This is a genomic window from Bordetella petrii, assembly GCF_017356245.1.
GTDB classification, from domain to species: domain Bacteria; phylum Pseudomonadota; class Gammaproteobacteria; order Burkholderiales; family Burkholderiaceae_B; genus Bordetella_A; species Bordetella_A petrii_D.
On sequence record NZ_JAFMZZ010000001.1, the window covers coordinates 2577017 to 2596307 of the forward strand.

A 19291-nucleotide genomic window follows, 5' to 3' on the forward strand; every position below is an offset into this window, starting at 1 on the left:
TGCCCTGCCCGCGCGGGTTAGCCCCGCATGAAAGCAGGCTGCACCTCGGCCGGGATCGGACAGACATACGGCTGGCCCCGGCGCGCCTGCAGCAGTTCTTCTTTGGCCCGCGCCAGCAGCACGGGCTGCCGGAACAGTTCGGCCGCCGTGGCGGCGATGACCTTCGCCGCGTGGATCATGCCCTTGTGCGCCAGCGTCAGCTTGCCCTGCGCCACCATCTGCCACGAATGGAAAGGCGTGCCGTAGGCGTAGCAGGCCCCCCAGCACTGCGCGGTGGGCGTCACCCAGCTGACATCGCCGACATCGGTCGAGCCATAGGTGATTTCGGTCTTGGCGGGATCGTACGGCGCCACGCCGGCAAATAGCGGCGTCGGGTTGCGCAGCACGGAACCGAGGCTCTTGCCGGCATTGTCGATATCCTGCTCGGAAATCGCATCCCACATGCGGCGCGCCGCATGGTGCTCGCCTTCGGTATAGCCGGGGCCCTGCAGCGCCTGCATGCGCTCGTACATGACCTGGCTGAGCACGCGGTTCGGCATGTAGTTCGAGCAGGCTTTGTCGAACACGATGTCCAGTTCGCAGCCGGTCATCAACGCGGCGCCGCGCGCCACATTCTGCACGCGCTCGTACAGTTCGGCCGCCTGCGCATTGACCGGCGCGCGCACCAGATACAGGACTTCGGCGCGCGCCTGCACCACATTGGGCGAAATGCCGCCGCTGTTGGTGACCGCGTAGTGCACCCGCGCATCCGGCACCATGTGCTCGCGCAGATAATTCACGCCCACGTTCATCAGCTCTACCGCGTCCAGCGCGCTGCGCCCCAGGTGAGGCGAGTTGGCCGCATGCGCGGCCACGCCGCGGAAGCGGAAATAGGCCTGGATATTGGCCAGCGAAGACTGGTAGAAAATGCCGGTGTGCGAAGCCGGGTGCCAGGTCAGCGCAGCGTCGAGCTCGTCGAACAGGCCCGCGCGCGCCATGAAGGTCTTGCCCGACCCGCCCTCTTCGGCCGGACAGCCGTAAAAGCGCACCGTACCCGGCAGGCCCTGCGACTGCAGGAAGTCCTTGACCGCCACTGCGGCCAGATGCGCGGCGGTGCCCAGCAGGTGATGGCCGCAGCCATGGCCGTTGCCATTGGCGGTTTCGGACGACGGCTGGCATGCGTACGCGCCGCTTTCCTGGCTGAGCCCGGACAGCGCGTCGTATTCGCCCAGGATGCCGATGACCGGCCCGCCCGCGCCGGCCTCGGCCACGAAGGCGGTCGGAATGCCGGCCGCGTCGCGGGTAATGCGAAAACCCGCTTCCTGCAGCATGGCGATATGCAGCTCGGCGGACTTGTGCTCGTCGTAACGCAGTTCCGCCAGGTTCCAGATGCTGTCGCTCAGCCCGGTATAGCGTTCGCTGCGCGCATCAATATAGGGAAGAAGAGAGTCGATGGATGCCATGGGGGTTCCTTAGCGGTTGTGCGCCAGCCGAAGCCGGCCCGGGACGGGTTCATGCGACAGAACCGCCGCATGGCGGGCCTGGCCCAGCGCCTGGCCGATAGCCGCGCGCGCCCGCCCGATGAATTCGCCTTCGCCCGGCCGGGGCGGCAGCAGGCGGAACTCGACTTCCGGCAGGGTCGGCAGATGCGCATCGGCCAGGCGCACGATGCCGGGCGCAAGCGCCGACTCGTTCAGGCAGGCCACACCCAGCCCCGCGGCCAGGGCCAGTTGCAGGCCAGCCACGCCCGAAGCAATGTGCGCGGCCGAATAGGCGATGCCCGCGCGCGACAGCTGGCGCTCGGTGAACTGCCGCAGCGCGCAGGTTTCGGGCAGGGACAGCAGCGGCAATGGGCCGGCGGGAATACGATAGCCTTCGCCGGCCATCCAGGCCAGCCGCTCGCGGCGCAGCAGCGTGTCCGGCTGCCGGCCCCGCGGCGCGCCGCGTTCTTTCACCACCATCGAAATGCCGACATCGGCCTCGCCGCGCTGGTAAGCCTGCTCGATGGCGCCGCTTTTCATGATGGTGACGTGCAGGCGCACTTGCGGATATTGTTCGCCCAGGCGGCGCAGCATGTGGGCCACGTCGCCGGGCCGGAAGTAGTCGGTAATGCACAGCCTGAGTTCGCCTTGCAGGGCCACGCCCCGCAGGTCGCGGTAGGCCTCGTCGGCCAATGCCAGGATGGCGCCGGCATGGGCGCGCAGCCGCTCGCCGGCCGGGGTTGCGGTCACGCCATGCTTGCCGCGCCGCAGCAGTGGCTGCCCTGCCCGCTCTTCGAGCTTGCGCATCTGCTCGCTGACTGACGACTGCGACAGGAACACCCGGGGGGCCGCCGCGGTGAAACTGCCGGCATCGAGCACGGCAACCAGCGTGCGCAGTTGGTCGAGATCGAATCCTGCCATTGCCATCCAACGGTTTTTCCGATTGATTGGATCGTAAATTCCCGCTTTTCCGATGTCAATGGCAGCCCTAGACTGGCCTCACATCCTCTCACTTCCCAGGAGTCCGCCATGCCGCACATTGTCGTCCACCTATCCGGCGCGCCCGATGCCGTCACCAGCCGCCGGGTTGTCGAGTCGGTGGCCAGCCTGACCCAGTCGGTGCTGGGCAAGAAGCTGCCGGTCATCGCCATCACGCTGCAGTACATCCCTCACGACCAGTGGTTCATCGGCGGGCAAGCGCTGTCCGGGCTGGGCCGCAACGCTTTCCACCTGGACATCAGCGTTACCGACGAAACCAATACCAAGGCCGAGAAGGCACGCTTCATCCAGGAAATCCACCGCGCCTTCGAGAGCATTCTGGGCGATCTGCATCCATGCTCTTACGTGCACGTGATTGACGCGCGGGCGGCCGCTTACGGCTATGGCGGCGTCACACAGGAATACCGCCACCAGCACGGCTGAGGCCGGAAAAAGAAAAGCCCCTGGACGGGGCTTTGCTTTTTGCCGGCATTGCGGTGCGTGGCGCTCAGGCGGCCGAATCGCGCGCCGCGCGGCGGCGCTCGTGTTCCTGCAGGTGGCGCTTGCGCAGGCGGATCGACTTGGGCGTGATCTCGACCAGTTCGTCGTCGTCGATGAATTCCACCGCGTATTCCAGCGACAGCTGGATCGGCGGCACCAGGCGCACCGCTTCGTCGGTGCCCGAGGCGCGAACGTTGGTCAGCTGCTTGCCCTTGATGGGGTTGACCACCAGATCGTTGTCGCGGCTGTGGATGCCGATGATCATGCCTTCGTACAGCGCTTCGCCGGGGCTGACGAACATGCGGCCGCGATCCTGCAGCTTCCACAGTGCGTAGGCCACGGCATCGCCGTTGTCCTGGCTGATCAGCACGCCGTTGCGGCGCTCGCCGATCGAGCCTTCGCGCATGGGCGCGTACTCATGGAAGATGTGGCTCATCAGCCCGGTGCCGCGCGTCAGCGTCAGGAACTCGTTCTGGAAGCCGATCAGGCCGCGCGCCGGAATCAGGTATTCCAGGCGGGTGCGGCCCCGGCCGTCGGGCTGCATGTCTTGCAGGTCGCCCTTGCGGCGGCCCAGTTCTTCCATGACGCCGCCCTGGTGGGCGTCTTCGACGTCGATGGTCAGGGCCTCGAAAGGCTCGCACTTGACGCCGTCGATGTCCTTGAACACCACGCGCGGGCGCGACACGGCCAGCTCGTAGCCTTCGCGGCGCATGGTTTCCAGCAGGATCGTCAGGTGCAGTTCGCCGCGGCCCGACACTTCGAACACGGTGTCGTCGCCAGTGTCGCGCACGCGCAGCGCCACGTTGGACTTGAGTTCACGGTCGAGCCGGTCGCGCAGCTGGCGGCTGGTGACGAACTTGCCTTCGCGGCCGGCCAGCGGCGACGTATTCACCATGAAGTTCATGGTCAGGGTGGGCTCGTCGATGCGCAGCATGGGAAAGGCCTCGGGCTTGGCCGGATCCATCACGGTGCAGCCGATGCCGATTTCTTCGATGCCGTTGATCAGCACGATGTCGCCGGCCTCGGCTTCCGGCACGACTTCACGCTCGAGGCCCTTGAATGTCAGCACCTGGTTGACGCGCCCTTTGCCGGCCGCGCCGTCGGGACCGAACTGGTAGGCCACTTCCATGCCGGGGCGGATGCGGCCCCGGTTGATGCGGCCCACGCCGATCTTGCCCACATAGCTGTTGTAGTCCAGCGAGATGATCTGCATCTGCAGCGGGCCGTTGGGATCATCGTCGCGCTGCGGCACGTGCTGCAGGATGGCCTCGAACAGGGGCCGCATGTCGCCCTCGCGCACGTCGGGCGTCAGGCCCGCGTAGCCCGACAGGCCCGAGGCGTACACCACCGGGAAATCCAGCTGCTCTTCGGTGGCGCCCAGCTTGTCGAACAGGTCGAACGTGGCATTGATGACGTAATCGGGGCGCGCGCCCGGACGGTCGATTTTGTTGACCACCACGATGGGCTTCAGGCCCAGCGCCAGCGCCTTGCGGGTAACGAAAATGGTCTGCGGCATCGGGCCTTCGACCGCATCGACCAGCAGCAGCACGCCGTCCACCATGGACAGCACCCGCTCGACTTCACCGCCGAAATCGGCGTGTCCCGGGGTGTCGACGATGTTGATGTGGGTGCCCTGGTACTCGACAGCGCAGTTCTTGGCCAGAATGGTGATGCCGCGCTCTTTTTCCAGGTCGTTCGAGTCCATGACCCGTTCCGAGACCGCCTGGTTCTCGCGGAAAGTGCCGGATTGGCGCAGCAGCTGGTCGACCAGGGTGGTCTTGCCGTGGTCGACGTGGGCGATGATGGCGACATTGCGCAGGGCGCGAGTCATAGCGGGTCCTTTAAGGTCTGTTTGGCGGGCAGCAAGCCCGCCGGCAATTCATTCAAAGCAAGCAGCGCCTGCTTGGGGTCTGTCATGGCCTGCAAGGCCTCCAGCGTGACGGCGCGGTCCAGCGAAAACGGCCCGACGTGCGTGCGCCGCAGCGCCGCCAGGTGGGCATAGCAGCCCAGCGCCCGCCCGATGTCCTGGGCCAGGGTGCGTATGTAAGTGCCCTTGCTGCAGGCCACGTCGATCTCGGCACGCGTGCCCGACAGCGACAACAGGTCGATGCGGTGGATCGTGACCTGGCGCGGCGGGCGCTCGAGCTCGATGCCCTGGCGCGCATACTCGTACAAGGGCTTGCCGTCGCGCTTGAGCGCCGAGTACATCGGCGGCACCTGCTCGATGGTGCCCTGGAAACGTGACAGGGCGGCAAGCAGTTCGGGCTCGGTGATACTGTAGTCCTGGGCGGCGCGCGCCACCACATGGCCGGTCAGGTCGCCCGAGTCGGTTTCCTCGCCGAACTGCAGGGTGGCGCGATAGGCCTTGTCGGCATCGAGCATGGCCCCCGAGATCTTGGTGGCCCGGCCCATGCAGCACACCAGCAAGCCGGTGGCGAACGGGTCCAGTGTACCCGTATGCCCAGCCTTGGCGGCGTCCATGCTGCGCCGCGCGCGCTGCAAGGCATGGTTGCTGGACAAGCCCACGGGCTTATCCAGCAACAGGACACCGTCGAGCGCAAGCCCGCGTCGTTTGGCCATCGTCGAATCCGGGAAAAAGTTGCAGCAGCGACGACAGCCGGTCAGCGCTGGTCTTCAGGTTCGTCGGGCTCGTCCGCGGCCGGGCCGGATCGGTTGGCGCGGTCGATGAGAGCCGACATTTCGATGCCGCGCGCGATCTGTGCGTCGTGCACGAAGCGCAGCGTGGGCACAGTGTGGATGTGCAGCAGCTTGTACAACTGGGAATGCAGCCAGCCTGCCTTTTCGTTGAGCAGCGCGGCGGCGACGTCGGGCTCGGCGCCCAGCACCGTGAAATACACCTTGGCGTGCGCGTAGTCGGCCGACAGCTCGACGCCGGACAATGTGATCAATCCGGCGCGGGACACGTCGAGCTCGCGCTGAATGAGGCCGGCCAGATCCTTCTGGATCTGGTCGGCCAGCCGCAGGTTGCGGCCGGGTATGGATTTGGACTTGTGACGGCTCATGAAAAATCCGGGATACGCCGCCCCATTACAGGGTGCGGGCGATCTCCTTGATTTCGAAGACTTCCAGCTGGTCGCCCACCTGGATGTCGTTGCTGCCGCGCAGCGTCAGGCCGCAATCGAAGCCCGACTTGACTTCCTTGACGTCGTCTTTGAAGCGGCGCAGCGAATCGAGGTGGCCGGTCCAGTGTACGACGTTGTTGCGCAACAGGCGGATCTGCGAATCGCGGCGCACCAGGCCGTCGAGCACCATGCAGCCGGCCACGTTGCCGATACGCGAGATGGAATAGACCTCGCGGACCTCGACCAGGCCGATGACCTCTTCTTTTTTCTCGGGCGCCAGCATGCCCGACATGGCCGCTTTCACTTCATCTACGGCGTCGTAGATGATGTTGTAGTAGCGCACGTCGATGCCGTTGGACTCGGCCAGCTTCTTGGCGCTTTGCTCGGCCCGCACGTTGAAGCCGATGACAACCGCGTTCGAGGCGATGGCCAGGTTGATGTCGCTTTCGGAAATGCCGCCCACGGCCGCATGCACCACCTGCACCCGCACTTCGTCGGTGGACAGCTTGGTAAGGGAAGCCACCAGGGCCTCTTGCGAACCTTGCACGTCGGTCTTGACGATGAGCGGCAGGGTTTGCGTGCCCTCGCCCAGGTTGTCGAACATCGATTCGAGCTTGGCGGCCTGCTGGCGCGCCAGTTTGACGTCGCGGAACTTGCCTTGGCGGAACAGCGCGATTTCGCGCGCCTTGCGCTCGTCGGCCAGCGCGATGAGCTCGTCGCCGGCGGCCGGGACTTCGGTCAGGCCCTGGATTTCAACCGGAATGGACGGGCCGGCTTCCTGGATCTGCTTGCCGTTTTCGTCGACCATGGCGCGCACGCGGCCGAAGCTGGCGCCGGCCAGGACCACGTCGCCGCGCTTGAGCGTGCCGCTTTGCACCAGGATGGTGGCAACCGGGCCGCGGCCCTTGTCGAGGCGGGCTTCGATGACCAGCCCCTTGGCCGGCGCATCGACGGGCGCCGTCAGTTCGAGAATCTCGGCCTGCAGCAGCACGTTTTCGAGCAGGTCGTCGATGCCGGCGCCGGTCTTGGCGGACACCGGCACGAACGGCACGTCGCCGCCGTACTCTTCGGGCACCACTTCTTCGGCCACCAGCTCTTGCTTGACGCGCTCGGGGTTGGCCTCGGGCTTGTCGATCTTGTTGACCGCCACGACCAGCGGCACGCCGCCTGCCTTGGCATGGTGGATGGCTTCGCGGGTTTGCGGCATGACGCCGTCGTCGGCCGCCACCACCAGGATGACGATGTCGGTGGCCTTGGCGCCGCGCGCACGCATGGCGGTAAACGCCTCGTGGCCCGGGGTGTCGAGGAAGGTGACCACGCCACGCGCGGTCTCGACGTGGTAGGCGCCGATATGCTGCGTAATGCCGCCGGCTTCGCCCGACGCGACCTTGGCGCGGCGGATGTAGTCGAGCAGCGAGGTCTTGCCGTGGTCGACGTGGCCCATGACGGTAACCACCGGCGCGCGCGGCAGCGCTTCGGCTTCGCTGGCCACCGGGGTTTCGTCCAGGAAGGCTTCCGGATCGTCGAGCTTGGCGGCGATGGCCACGTGGCCCAGTTCTTCGACCACGATCATGGCCGTTTCCTGGTCCAGCACCTGGTTGATGGTGACCATCTGGCCCAGTTTCATCAGTTGCTTGATGACTTCGGCGGCCTTGACGGACATCTTGTGGGCCAGGTCGGCCACGCTGATGGTTTCGGGCACGTGCACTTCGCGCGCGATGAATTCCTGGGGCGCGGGCTCGTGGCGGCGCTCGGCCTGCTGGTTGCGGCTGTTGCGCCCGCCCTTGCCGCCCTTGCCGCCGGCACGCCAGCCGTCACGGCTGGGCGCCGCCGACTTGGTGTCGGCCGGCTTCTTGCGCGACGCGTCGTCGCTCCAGGTGGAGGCGACTTCGGCGGTCTTGATGGTTTTCTTGGACCCGCCGCCAGCGCCGGGCTTGGCGTCTTTCTTGGCGCCGGGCGCGGCGGCCTTGCCGGCCGGCTTGTGCAGCGTGCCCGACAGAGCGCCTGCCTCGGGTTCGGGCGCGCGCAGCACTTTGCGCGGACGGTTGAGCATTTCGCGCAGCGCGGCGGCCTCGGCCTCGGCGGCGCGGCGCGCTTCTTCGCGGCCGGCGGAATCGGCGGCGGGCGCGGCCGGGGCCGGCGCGGCACGGCGCCCTTCGGCGCGGGCCGGCTTGGCGGCGGCAGGCGCGGGCGCAGGCTCGGCCTTGGGAGCGGCGGGCTCGGGTTGGGCCGCCTGGACAGGCTCGGCAACAGGCGGAGGAGCAGTTTCGGTTTCAGCGTGCACAGCAGGTTCCGGCGGGGCCTGTTCGGCCTCGCGCTCGGCGGCGGCTTCGGCAACGGCAGGCTCGGCCGGTTCGACCGGCGCTTCTGCCGGCTTGGCCGCCGGTTCGGGTTGGGGCTCAGGCTCGGCCTGGGTCACGGGAGCGGGTTCCGGCTCGACGGCCGGCGGCTGGGACGGCGCCTCGGTGGCCGGGGCGGCTTCGGCCGCAGCGGCGGGCGCCTGGTGCGCCTCGGCGGCCGGCACGGACACGGGCGGCTCGACGGCGGGCGCGGCTTCGGCCGGCGCGGCTTCGGGCTCGGCCGCCGCCGCCGCATCGGCGCGCGCCTGTTCCAGGGCGATCTCGGACGGGTCGCGCTTGACGAACACGCGCTTCTTGCGGACTTCGACCTGGATGGTGCGCGACCGGCCGGTGGCATCGGCCTGGCGGATTTCGGAGGTCTGGCGACGCGTCAAGGTGATCTTCTTGCCCTCGGTCGCGCCATGGGCGCGGCGCAGCGAGTCGAGCAGCTTCGCCTTGTCGCTGTCGGTAACCGCGTCGTCCACCGAGTTGAGGTCAACACCGGCCGAACGCAGCTGCTCGAGCAGCACGTTGGCTGGCATTTTCAGCTCGGTAGCGAACTGGGCGACAGTATTACTCGACATTAGGCTATCTTCCCTCTATATGCAGCGATTACAACAACGGTGAACAAGCGGCCCCTGCCGTGAATTCACCTGATTCGGCACCCGCCTGGCTATTCTTCATTGAACCAGTGGGCCCGGGCGCGCATGATCAGTTCGCTGGACTGTTGCTCGTCGAGCCCGGAAATCTCGGCCAGCTCGTCGGTGGCCAGCTCGGCCAGATCATCGCGCGTCAGCACTTGCCGTTCGGCCAGCTTGGCGGCCAGTTCCGGCGTCATGCCTTCGAGTTCGAGCAGGTCTTGTGCCGTTTCAAGGCGCTCTTCCTGGGCGATGGCCTCGGTCAGGAGCGCATTGCGGGCACGCGCGCGCAGCTCGTTGATGGTGTCTTCGTCGAAGGCCTCGATTTCCAGCAGTTCCTGCATGGGCACGTAGGCGATTTCTTCGATGCCGGTGAACCCTTCGTCGATGAGGATGTCGGCGACTTCTTCATCGACGTCGAGCTTGCTCATGAACGCGGCGCGCAGGCCGGCGCGCTCGGTTTCCTGGCGGCTGAGGCTTTCTTCGGGCGTCATGATGTTGATCTGCCAGCCGGTAAGCTCGGAAGCCAGGCGCACGTTCTGGCCCTTGGCGCCAATGGCCTTGGGCAGGTTTTCTTCGTCGACCACCACGTCCATGGCGTGCTTGTCTTCGTCGACCACGATCGATTCGACGTTGGCCGGCGCCAGCGCGCCGATGACGAACTGGGCCGGGTCTTCGGACCACAGCACGATGTCGACCTGTTCGCCGCCCAGCTCGTTGCGCACGGCCGTGACGCGCGAGCCGCGCATGCCCACGCAGGTGCCGATGGGATCGATGCGCTTGTCGTAGGCGATGACGGCGATCTTGGCGCGCACGCCCGGGTCGCGGGCGGCAGCCTTGATTTCGAGCAGGCCCTGTTCGATTTCGGGGACTTCGTTTTCGAACAGCTGGCGAATGAATTCGGGCGAGGTGCGCGACAGGATGACCTGCTGGCCGCGCGCGGCGTGGTCGACGCGCAGCACGAAGGCGCGCAGGCGGTCGCCGACCCGGAAGTTTTCTTTCGGGATCATTTCGGAGCGCGGCAGCCGCGCTTCGATCTTGCCGGTTTCGACAATGATGTCGCCCTTGTCCATGCGCTTGATCGTGCCCGAGATGATGGTCTCGCCACGGTCGAGGAAGTCGTTCAGGACCTGTTCGCGCTCGGCATCGCGGATTTTCTGCAGGATGGCCTGCTTGGCAGCCTGCGCGCCGATGCGGCCGAACTCGATGGGTTCGAGGGGCTCTTCGATGTATTCGCCGACCTGGATGTTGGGCACCAGCTCGAGCGCATCGGACAGCATTTCCTGCTTGTCGGGCTCTTGCAGGCCGGCCTCGTCGGGCACCACCAGCCACCGGCGGAAGCCTTCATGGCTGCCGGTTTCGCGATCGATGGCGACACGGATTTCAGCGTCTTCCTTGAAACGCTTTTTCATGGCCGAAGCCAGCGCGCTTTCGAGCGCTCCGAAGACCACTTCGCGCGTGACATTCTTTTCGCGCGCCAAGGCATCGACCAACAGAAGAATTTCGCGACTCATCGCTTTTTGCCCTTGAAATCCAGAACGGGATCCAGTTTGGCACGCTCGACATCGCCGAGCGTGAAGTTCAATACCTGGATGTCGTCCTTCTTTGCCTCAAATTCGAGACCGAACACGGTCGGTTGCGCATCGGTGGCCGCAGCCTCGCCATCGGCGGCGGGCACGGACAGAATGCCCGAAAACACCTTGCGGCCATCCAGCGGCTGACGCAGCTTGATCTCGATGCGCTCGCCCGCGAAACGGCGCAGCTCGGCCTCGGTGCGCAACGGGCGGTCGACGCCCGGCGAACCGACTTCGAGCCGCTTGTAGTCGATGTTCTCGACTTCGTACACGCGCGACAGCTGCCGCGACACCTGTTCGCAGTCTTCGATGCGCACGCCGCCGGCCTTGTCGATGGTGACGCGCAGCAAGCCCAGCGCGGCACGTTCGACGTCGACCAGTTCGACATCCATGCCGGCAAGCGCCTGTTGGGTCAATGCGTATAAATCAGCCATACACTCAAAAAAAATGGGCTGCAACCCAGCCCACCGTATTGCCCGGCTCCCGGGCGGGGCTTCAGGGAATGACTCGCCTGGAAACCCAACACCGGGCCCGAGCCCAAATATTGCGACCTTGTGTTCCCGCCCGGAAGCCGGGCCGGTTGCCTATACCAATTACCAATACAGGCAGCCCATCCGGCCTTCCTGGGCCTGGACTGCTGCCGGGCAACCCGGCGGCCGGCAAATCGCCAACCACCCGCCCCGCAGCATCTGGCGCGTACAGAATTACCGGCATGCGTTTACCAATGCACCGCATTGGCCGACCCAAACCCGAACACCCGCGCCATGAAAACCAGCAATTTTACCAGATAACCGGGAAAATTGCCTGCTACGTCGCGGGTTTACGGCCAGGGCACCAGACCGGTGCGGCGCGCCTGCCGGCGGCGCCGCTCAGCGGCCGCCGCGCCCCCGGCTGCCGCCCAGGAACCCCAGGCGCGACTCGTGGGCCGAGGCGCTCTTGGGCTGCCAATCGTCGCCACGCGGGCCGCTGCGCTGCGACCGCGACTTGCCCCCCTGCGATTTGGGGCCGGAGCGCGCCGCCTGACCGCCGCGCGCGCCGCCAGATGCGCCGGGAGCGCCGGGCTTGCCCGGCCGGCCGGAGCCGGATTTGCGCGGCGCGCCCGTGCCGGGCATACCCGCCGCGGCCGCGGCGGCGCCGCCGGAAACGGCCGGCTGCGCCTTGGGCCGGCGCGGCTTGGCGTTCTTGGCGGGTTTTGCGCCGCCGGCCTTGGCGCCGGCCGCCTTGGAACCACCCGGCCTGGAACCACCCGGCTTGCCGCCGGCTTTGGCGCCGCCCGGCTTGCCGCCCTTGCCCCGCCCGGCATCCTTGCCCAGCGGATGACCGTTGGCATAGCCGCCGTTGAACATCAGCCCGGTGCCGAACGGATCGGACGGCGAAGAAGCCACGTGCCCGGCACTGCCCGGGCCGCCGCCCTGCAGCTTGCCGCGGCGGCCGATGCGGGCGCCGTTCATGCCATTGCGGTCCATGGTGCCGAAGCCCGGCGGCAAGGCGCTGTCGTGCGAGCGCGGCTGACGGGCGTTGCGTCCGCCGTCCGCATCGTCGTCGTCGCGCAGCAGGCCGAGCTGCACCATCAGCGCCGTGACCAGGGACGAATCGAGTTCGTCCCAGCGGCCGCGCCGCAGCGTGCGCGGCAGGACCAGATCGCCAAAACGGGTGCGGATGAGCCGGCTGACGGTAACGCCCACCGATTCGAACATGCGGCGCACCTCGCGGTTGCGGCCTTCTTGCAGCGTGACGCGGTACCAGCGGTTGCTGCCGTCGCCGCCCAGGTAGTCGAGCGCGCCGAAGGCTGCCTGCCCGTCTTCGAGTTCGATGCCCTCGACCAGCGACTTGCGGGTGGCCTCGTCCATTTCGCCCAGCACGCGCACAGCGTATTCACGCTCGGTGCCGTAGCGCGGGTGCATGATGCGGTTGGCCATGTCGCCCGACGTGGTGAAGATCAGCAGCCCTTCGGTGTTGAGGTCCAGGCGCCCCACCGACAGCCATTTGCCGGTACGCAGCTTGGGCAGGCGGGCAAACACGCTGGCCCGGCCGCCCGGGTCGTCGTGGCTGACGATTTCGCCGGCCGGCTTGTGGTACAGGATGACCCGCGGCGGCTTCTTGGTATTGGGGCGGGCGACGGGCTTGCCGTTGACGCGCACCTGGTCCGACGGCGAAACACGCTGCCCGATATGGGCCGGCTCGCCATTGACCGACACGCGCCCGGCGGTGATCAGCTCTTCCATTTCGCGGCGCGAACCGATGCCGGCATCGGCCAGCACCTTGTGCAGCTTGGGCATGGCGGCGTCGCTGTTCAGGTACTTGCCCAGGCGCTGCTCGCTGCGGGCGGCCTGGTCCAGGTAGGACAGCGCCTGCTCGGCTTCACGCTCGGCGCCGCGCGCATCGGCCGGCTCGGCGGCCGCGGCGGCGGGCTCGCCGGCGGCGGTTTCTGCCGAACCGGCGGTGCCGGCGGCGGCATCGCCGCGCCGCCGGCGGAACGGGGTGCGCAGCTTGCGGCCGCGGCCGCGGCCATTGCCCGGCTCGGCGGCCTCGCCCGCGGCGGCTTCGGCGGCCGGCGCCGCACCGAGGGCTTCATCGGCAACCGGTGCGGCGGGAGCGGCACGGGCCGCAATATCGGGAACAGGAAATTCTTCTTCTTGCATCTTTGTATTCGTTGTCACGGAGACAGCTCCAGATTTCAAGCTTGCGCCAGCCCGCTCTTGGCAGGCAGGTCTTCATCGGGGGTGGACGGAACCTCGGGCGCGGGCGGCTCGACATCGGGGTCGGGCACCTGGGGCTCGACCTCGGGTTCCGGAGTGGGCGGCTCGATCTCGGGTTGGGGATCGGCCGGCGTAATTTCAGGTTCGGGCGCCACCGGTTCGACTTCGGGCTGCGAATCCGGCTGCGGAATATGGTCGGGAGCGGGCGGCGGCATGTCGGGCTCGATGGGCATGTGGTCGGCCTGGACTTCCAGCGTCTCGGCTTGCGCTGCCCCATCTTGCGCTGTCTCGGCTTCCATCGCCAGGGCCTGCCCTGCCTCGGCCTCGGCCGCCGGCTCGCCGCCCTCTGCCGCGTCGCCGGCCGCATTCGCCACGTCCGCCTCGCCATCGGCCGTCAGGGTGACTTCGGAGCCCCCCAGGTCCAGGCCTTCCAGGGCGGCCGCGGCCTGCGCGCTGTCGAGCGGGGGCAGTTCATCCAGCGCGCGCAGCCCCAGGTCGTCGAGGAACTGGCGCGTGGTACCGAACAAGGCCGGCCGGCCGGGCGCATCGCGATGGCCGATGGTTTCGATCCAGCCCCGGTCTTCAAGCGTTTTGACAATCTGGGAAGACACCGTCACGCCGCGGATGTCTTCGATGTCGCCGCGCGTGACGGGCTGGCGCCAGGCCACGATGGCCAGTGTTTCCATGACGGCCCGCGAGTACTTGGGCGGTTTTTCCGGGTTCAGGCGCTCGAGATAGCGCTGCATTTGCGGACGGCTCTGGAAGCGCCAGCCGGAAGCCAGTTGCACCAGATCCATGCCCCGTTCGGTCCAGTGGCCCTGCAGGTCTTGCAGCAGAGTGCGCAGCTTGTCGTTGTCGAACTCCGCATCATCGCCGAACAGCTTGCGCATCTCGGCCAGTTGCATCGGCTGGCTTGCACATAGCAGCGCGGTTTCCAGCACGCATGTTGCCTCGCTATCGTTCATCGATTTTCTGTCTGTAAAAAGGGGCTAATTTGCGCTAATTCTGAAAAAAGGATAAGATCCTTCTTCTCAGACGCGGGGTGGAGCAGTCTGGCAGCTCGTCGGGCTCATAACCCGAAGGTCGTAGGTTCAAATCCTGCCCCCGCAACCAATACCCGAAGGCCCGGCACACTGCCGGGCCTTTTTGCTGGGCGGCGCCCGCAGCACCGCAAGCGCCGCCGGCAGCCGCAGCGTCGGCGCGGCACGCGCCAACCTGCCCAAGGGGCGGGAAGGTCCATGCGGTGACACGGGCTTGCGTAGCGTTCACGGTTTTCCTGCAGGCGCGGCGCCGTGCGGCATGCGCCAGGACGTGGCGCGTGGTATTCGCACAATGCCGCGCGTATCAGTGCGCAGCGCCGCCATGGCGGCATTTGCTTAAAAATGAACCTGAACCGCCTGGCACCGGAACACAGGACGGAGACGCAGGATACCCCTTGCCCCGGGGCAGCGACCGCACCAAGCCAGGACCATGCCGGGCTGGCTTCGCGGCAACGCTGAGCCGACGATTCTTAGACGTATGGGACGACCATGCTGCCCCCACGAACGGCCGGCGCACAGGCGGCCTGCCAACTTCGCACGGCAACCCCCTGGCAAGCCCTGAAGCCGCTGTAGCGGCCCCCGCTGCCGGGAAACCCGCCGCGGCGATACCCGCTGCGGTGTTGCCCGCGCCCCAGCCTATGTAGTGCGGCACATTGTGCCGTGGACACCACGGCTGCCTGTCTGGGCAGCACGGGTTGGGGCGACGTTGGTCTTCATGAAGACAGTGAGACGATTATACCCGCAATACCCCTGAGGACAAAGTATCGCGCCGCATCCATGGGCGCATTGTTGTCACGAGCGGGTATCCCAGGGAGCCGGGCCGAAACGCTCGGCCAGGAAATCCAGCATGGCCCGCAGGATCAGGGGCATCTGGCGCCGCGAGGCATACACCCCGTAGATGCCCAGCTCTTCGGGCGGCGTGGCGGGCAGCAGCGCGACCAGCCGGCCGGCGGCCAGCTCGGGGCCCGCCAGATAGGTGGGCAGCAGAGCAATGCCGCTGCCCTGCACTGCCGTGCGGGCCAGCAGCACGGCGTCGTTGGCGGTGATATTGCCGCTGACCGGCACGTCCACCCAGGCGCCGTCGCGCTGGAAGCGCCACAGGCTTTTGCCGTAGTGCGAGTGGGTCAGGCAATTGTGACTGGCCAGGTCTTCCGGCCGCGCCGGCCAACCGTGCGCCTGCAGGTACGACGGCGCGGCGCACACCGCCGAGCGGCACGGCGCCAGTTTGCGCGCAATCAGGTTCGGGTCGAGTTCATTGGTAATGCGCACCGCCAGGTCGACGCGTTCTTCGACCAGGTTGACAATGCGGTCGACCAGTTGCAGGTCTACCGAAGCGCCGGGATAACGGGCCACGAAGTCGGCCACGGCACTGCCGAGCTGGGCCGCGCCGAACGACAGGCTGACGGTTATGCGTAGTTCGCCGCGCGGCTCGGTGTCGGGCGTGGACACAGATTCGCGCATGTCGCCCACCAGGTCCAGCATGCGGCGGCAGCGCGGCAGCGTGTCCGCGCCTGCCGGCGTCAGGCTCAGGCGGCGGGTGGTGCGATGCAGAAGGCGCACGCCCACCCATTCTTCGAGTTCGGCCAGATAGCGCGACACCATGGCACGGGACATGTCCAGCCGCTGTGCCGCGGCTGACAGACTGCCGCGGTCGACGACTTCGACGAACACCTGCATGGCTTTCAGGCGGTCCATGGCGGTCTCTTTCTGTGGCAGCAGTGCACGTTTTATACCGTATTTCCCGCCGGCCGCCGACCCTTGCCGGCCGATTCAGGCGGGCTGGCGCAGGGCGCGCCGCACGGCCTCGGCCACAGCGGCGGGATCCAGCCCCCGCAGGATGAACACCAGGCGCGACTGCCGCTCGCCGTCAGGCCAGGCTGCCAGCGGTTCGGGGGGATACAGGTCGCGATGCACGCCATGGACGGCGCATGGCACGCTCTCGCCCTGGAACCCGACCAGGCCCTTGATGCGCAGCAAGCCTTGATGATAGGCATCCTGCACCTGCGCCATGCCGGTCAGGAACACGGCGCGGCTGATGGGCACGGGCAGGTCGACCACCATCTGCTGCACCGGTCCATGGCGTTCACCCGGCGGCGCGCGCCGATGCGTGCCCAGCCAGCTGCCCCACTGCCCGCCCGCCGCGCGAACCGGCAAGGAGTCGCGCATCAGCAGCCGGCTGTCGAGCGGCGCATCCTGCCGCTGCACGCACACGGCCGCGCCAGGATTGGCCTGCGCGACCGCATCCAGGGTTCCGGCCAGCGCGCCCGCGGCCACCAGATCGGACTTGGCGCACACGATGAGGTCGGCCTGCGCGACCTGCCGCGCGGCTTCCGGCTGGGCCCGCAGCTGTGCCGCCACGTGCACGGCATCGACCACGGTAATCGTGCCCTGGTGGACGTAGCGCTCGGCCAGGAAATGCTCGTGGCGCAGGGTGAACAGAATCGCGGCCGGCGTGGCCAGGCCGGTGGTTTCGATCAGGACGCGGCGAAACGGCTTGATCTGCCGCCGCAGCGCCATCATGAACAGATCCCGCAAGGTGTCGACCAGCCCGCCGCTGACCGTGCAGCAGATACAGCCGCCTTCCAGCAGCACGACCCGGGCATCGGCATACCGCAGCAAATGATGGTCGACGCCCACCGCGCCGAACTCGTTGACGATGACCGCGGCCCCGGCATAGGCTGGATCCTTGACCAGCCGGTTCAGCAGCGTGGTCTTGCCGCTGCCCAGGAAGCCGGTCAGCACGACGACGCCGATGCGCCGGTCGGCGCCGCTGTCTTGGACGGAAGAATTCTGCATATCGGAGGCCGCGGGCGAAGGCGGCGGTCAAGCGTAATATGGTTGCGGCGGGCAGCCTTGCCGCGGCCACGATTCTGACCAAGGAAACCCCATGGCGCTGCATCATGCCCGCTCGGGCGAACTCATCGACATCCGGCCCCTGGGGCCGGCCCTGAAGGATACGCCTTCGCGGGCGCTGGTGCGATCCGACCAATTGGAAATACTGCGCCTGGCGCTGCCGGCGGGGCAGACGCTGCCCCCGCACGGCATCGACGCCAGCGCCATCACCCTGCAATGCCTGGAAGGCGCGGCCGAACTCGGCGCGCACGGCACGACGCAGAGGCTGGAACCCGGCACGCTGGTGTACCTGGCGCCGGGCGTGCAACACCAGGTGAAGGCCTTGCAAGACTGTTCGATACTGGTGACGCTGTTCCTGGACCGCGCCTGATCAAGGCCAGCGCAGCCGATGCGCCCGGGCGGAATATCGTGGAGCACTGCCTGCCGGGCGAATGGCCCCGGCCGCCGCCGGACAGCGGCCACCGGCGCCGGCCGGACGGCACATGCGGACGGGATCCTGCTCCTGGGATCCCTCGTACTCGCGGCGATATGCGCCGGCCAGCGCCGCGATGGCCAGGCCTGCGAAGGCCAGCAGCACAATGACCGGCGCGAGCAGAAACCAGATCATGGTGCGCCCTGCCCGGCGTGCTGCCCTGCCGGCACCCACCCCATGCGCGCCGGATCGGGCACGGGCTTGATCCGCCAGCCCAGGCCGCTCTCGAGCCGCTCGACGCGCTCGGGATACTGCAGCGCTATTTTTGCGGCCGCCAATCGGGCACGCATCGAGTCCGGCGTGTACTGGACATCGGCATCCGCCAATGCGCACGCAGGGGCAGCCCGCGCCATCACGATAGAAAAGTTCCAGACCATGCTGTGCTCTCCCGCGCCGCGGCCCGGTTGCACACGCCCGGCGCCTGGCCAGAATGCCTTGCCTGCAGGCGGATCTTTTGGCATTTCGTGCTGTCGGCGCATTTTTTTGATCGGCGTTCGCGCCGCGCCCACAAAGCGCGCTTGCGCCAATCAAAGATTTCCCGCCCCGACTTGCATCATCCAAAAAGTTGCGTCATAATCTCGCTTCTTTAGCAGATCCCCGATAGCTCAGTCGGTAGAGCGACGGACTGTTAATCCGCAGGTCGCTGGTTCGAGCCCAGCTCGGGGAGCCAAAAAGCTGAAGAAACCAAGAAACCGCCCTTGTGGCGGTTTTTCTTTTTGCATGGGTTTTCTGTACGCGCAGGCGCGCTGCGGCGATATGCGTGTGGCGAAAAACTCTGATATGATCTCGGTCTTTCGGCGCGGCGCGTTCAGGCGCGCGGCACCTGCGGAAGGCGCCTTGTGTGCCCATGCACGCCGGCATAGCTCAGTTGGTAGAGCAGCGCATTCGTAATGCGAAGGTCGGGGGTTCGACTCCTCTTGCCGGCACCAGAAATACTAAAAGGGCAGCCCATCGGGCTGCCCTTTTTCTTTGCGCGAAGCGGCGGCGGGCGCCCTATTCCGCGTCGGGCTGCTTGTCGGGTTCGGCCAGGTCGAAGGCCTGCAGTTCGCGGCAGGCCGCATCGATGCGCAGCACCGTGGGCATGGCGGAAAGATCGCAATCGAAGCGGCGCGCGTTGTACACCTGCGGCACCAGGCAGAGGTCGGCCAGGGTGGGCGCGTCGCCATGGCAGAAGCGGCCGGTGGCGGGCGAATCGGCCAGCATGGATTCCACCGCGGACAGGCCCAGATGGACCCAGTGGCGGTACCAGTCGTTCTTGGCGTCGTCGCTGACTTGCAGCGTGCGCTTCAGGTACTTGAGCACGCGCAGGTTGTTCAGCGGATGGGTATCGCAGGCGATGGTCTGGGCGATGGCGCGCACGCGCGCGCGGCCGGCGGGATCGGACGGCAGCAATGCGGGCTGCGGATGGGTTTCGTCCAGGTATTCGATGATGGCCAGCGATTGGCCGATGATGGCGTCGCCATCGACCAGGGTGGGCACCAGGGCGGCAGGATTGAGCGCACGGTAGGAATCCGACAGCTGCTGCCCGCCGTCTTTCAGCAGGTGCACGCCCAGGTATTCGTAGGGAATGCCCTTGAGATTCAGGGCGATGCGCACGCGATAGGCGGCCGAACTGCGGAAGTAGCTGTACAACTGCATGGGGTCTCCTTGGGGT

At 67.2% G+C, this 19291-nt stretch carries 17 protein-coding genes and 3 tRNA genes; 5 read left to right on the top strand and 15 right to left on the bottom strand.

Annotated elements, in window-relative coordinates; translation table 11 throughout:
• Positions 1–17: 17 nt before the first annotated feature.
• Positions 18–1442: a M20 family metallopeptidase gene (locus J2P76_RS12405; protein ID WP_207407833.1), complete on the bottom strand. Its 1425-nt coding sequence runs from the start codon at positions 1440–1442 to the stop codon at positions 18–20.
• A 9-nt stretch (positions 1443–1451) separates the two neighbouring features.
• Positions 1452–2381 carry a LysR family transcriptional regulator gene (locus J2P76_RS12410; RefSeq protein ID WP_207407835.1) on the bottom strand — a complete coding sequence of 310 codons (930 nt, stop codon included), beginning with the start codon at positions 2379–2381 and terminating at the stop codon, positions 1452–1454.
• Between the two features lie 108 nt (positions 2382–2489).
• On the opposite strand from J2P76_RS12410, the gene J2P76_RS12415 reads away from it, so the two are divergent.
• Positions 2490–2882, top strand: a complete 393-nt coding sequence (locus J2P76_RS12415) for a tautomerase family protein (RefSeq protein WP_207407844.1) — start codon at positions 2490–2492, stop codon at positions 2880–2882.
• A gap of 64 nt (positions 2883–2946) precedes the next feature.
• On the opposite strand, the gene typA is transcribed toward J2P76_RS12415, so the two are convergent.
• From typA to scpB, 8 genes are all read right to left on the bottom strand, one after another.
• Positions 2947–4770: a translational GTPase TypA gene (typA, locus tag J2P76_RS12420; RefSeq protein WP_207407852.1), complete on the bottom strand. Its 1824-nt coding sequence runs from the start codon at positions 4768–4770 to the stop codon at positions 2947–2949.
• Positions 4767–5519, bottom strand: a complete 753-nt coding sequence (truB, locus tag J2P76_RS12425) for a tRNA pseudouridine(55) synthase TruB (RefSeq protein ID WP_207407854.1) — start codon at positions 5517–5519, stop codon at positions 4767–4769. Before truB ends, typA begins: the two co-directional genes overlap by 4 nt.
• Positions 5520–5560: 41 nt before the next feature.
• A complete protein-coding gene (gene rbfA / locus J2P76_RS12430; RefSeq protein ID WP_207407856.1) occupies positions 5561–5962 on the bottom strand; it encodes a 30S ribosome-binding factor RbfA in 402 nt (133 codons plus the stop codon).
• Between the two features lie 25 nt (positions 5963–5987).
• The gene (infB, locus tag J2P76_RS12435; RefSeq protein WP_207407858.1) at positions 5988–8945 is read right to left on the bottom strand and encodes a translation initiation factor IF-2; all 2958 of its coding nucleotides are present in this window, start codon (positions 8943–8945) and stop codon (positions 5988–5990) included.
• An 89-nt stretch (positions 8946–9034) separates the two neighbouring features.
• A complete protein-coding gene (gene nusA / locus J2P76_RS12440) occupies positions 9035–10513 on the bottom strand; it encodes a transcription termination factor NusA (protein WP_207407860.1) in 1479 nt (492 codons plus the stop codon).
• Complete coding sequence (rimP, locus tag J2P76_RS12445; protein ID WP_207407862.1) at positions 10510–11007, bottom strand: ribosome maturation factor RimP; 498 nt, start codon at positions 11005–11007, stop codon at positions 10510–10512. Before rimP ends, nusA begins: the two co-directional genes overlap by 4 nt.
• Before the next feature lie 435 nt (positions 11008–11442).
• On the bottom strand, positions 11443–13215 hold the full coding sequence (rluB, locus tag J2P76_RS12450) for a 23S rRNA pseudouridine(2605) synthase RluB (RefSeq protein WP_242697361.1): 1773 nt from the start codon (positions 13213–13215) through the stop codon (positions 11443–11445).
• Positions 13216–13250: 35 nt separating this feature from the next.
• Complete coding sequence (gene scpB, locus J2P76_RS12455) at positions 13251–14237, bottom strand: SMC-Scp complex subunit ScpB (protein ID WP_207407872.1); 987 nt, start codon at positions 14235–14237, stop codon at positions 13251–13253.
• 71 nt (positions 14238–14308) lie between these two features.
• On the opposite strand from scpB, the gene J2P76_RS12460 reads away from it, so the two are divergent.
• Positions 14309–14385: transfer RNA gene (locus J2P76_RS12460), tRNA-Met, on the top strand.
• A 719-nt stretch (positions 14386–15104) separates the two neighbouring features.
• Here J2P76_RS12460 and J2P76_RS12465 read toward each other — a convergent pair.
• Positions 15105–16007 (bottom strand): LysR family transcriptional regulator, encoded by a 903-nt coding sequence (locus J2P76_RS12465; RefSeq protein ID WP_207407874.1) that lies wholly within the window; start codon positions 16005–16007, stop codon positions 15105–15107.
• Between the two features lie 75 nt (positions 16008–16082).
• Positions 16083–17108, bottom strand: coding sequence for a CobW family GTP-binding protein (locus tag J2P76_RS12470; protein ID WP_207407876.1), 1026 nt, complete (start codon positions 17106–17108; stop codon positions 16083–16085).
• 91 nt (positions 17109–17199) lie between these two features.
• Here J2P76_RS12470 and J2P76_RS12475 point away from each other — a divergent pair, with 91 nt between their 5' ends.
• Positions 17200–17535, top strand: a complete 336-nt coding sequence (locus J2P76_RS12475; protein WP_207407878.1) for a cupin domain-containing protein — start codon at positions 17200–17202, stop codon at positions 17533–17535.
• On the opposite strand, the gene J2P76_RS12480 is transcribed toward J2P76_RS12475, so the two are convergent.
• The gene (locus J2P76_RS12480; protein WP_207407880.1) at positions 17536–17772 is read right to left on the bottom strand and encodes a hypothetical protein; all 237 of its coding nucleotides are present in this window, start codon (positions 17770–17772) and stop codon (positions 17536–17538) included.
• Entirely contained in the window at positions 17769–18164 is a 396-nt protein-coding gene (locus J2P76_RS12485) for a hypothetical protein (protein ID WP_207407882.1), read from the bottom strand. Before J2P76_RS12485 ends, J2P76_RS12480 begins: the two co-directional genes overlap by 4 nt.
• Positions 18165–18231: 67 nt before the next feature.
• Between J2P76_RS12485 and J2P76_RS12490 the strand changes: the two genes are divergently transcribed.
• Positions 18232–18307, top strand: a tRNA-Asn gene (locus J2P76_RS12490).
• 183 nt (positions 18308–18490) lie between these two features.
• Positions 18491–18566: transfer RNA gene (locus tag J2P76_RS12495), tRNA-Thr, on the top strand.
• A gap of 64 nt (positions 18567–18630) precedes the next feature.
• Here J2P76_RS12495 and maiA read toward each other — a convergent pair.
• Positions 18631–19275 carry a maleylacetoacetate isomerase gene (gene maiA, locus J2P76_RS12500; RefSeq protein ID WP_207407884.1) on the bottom strand — a complete coding sequence of 215 codons (645 nt, stop codon included), beginning with the start codon at positions 19273–19275 and terminating at the stop codon, positions 18631–18633.
• Positions 19276–19291 lie beyond the last annotated feature (16 nt).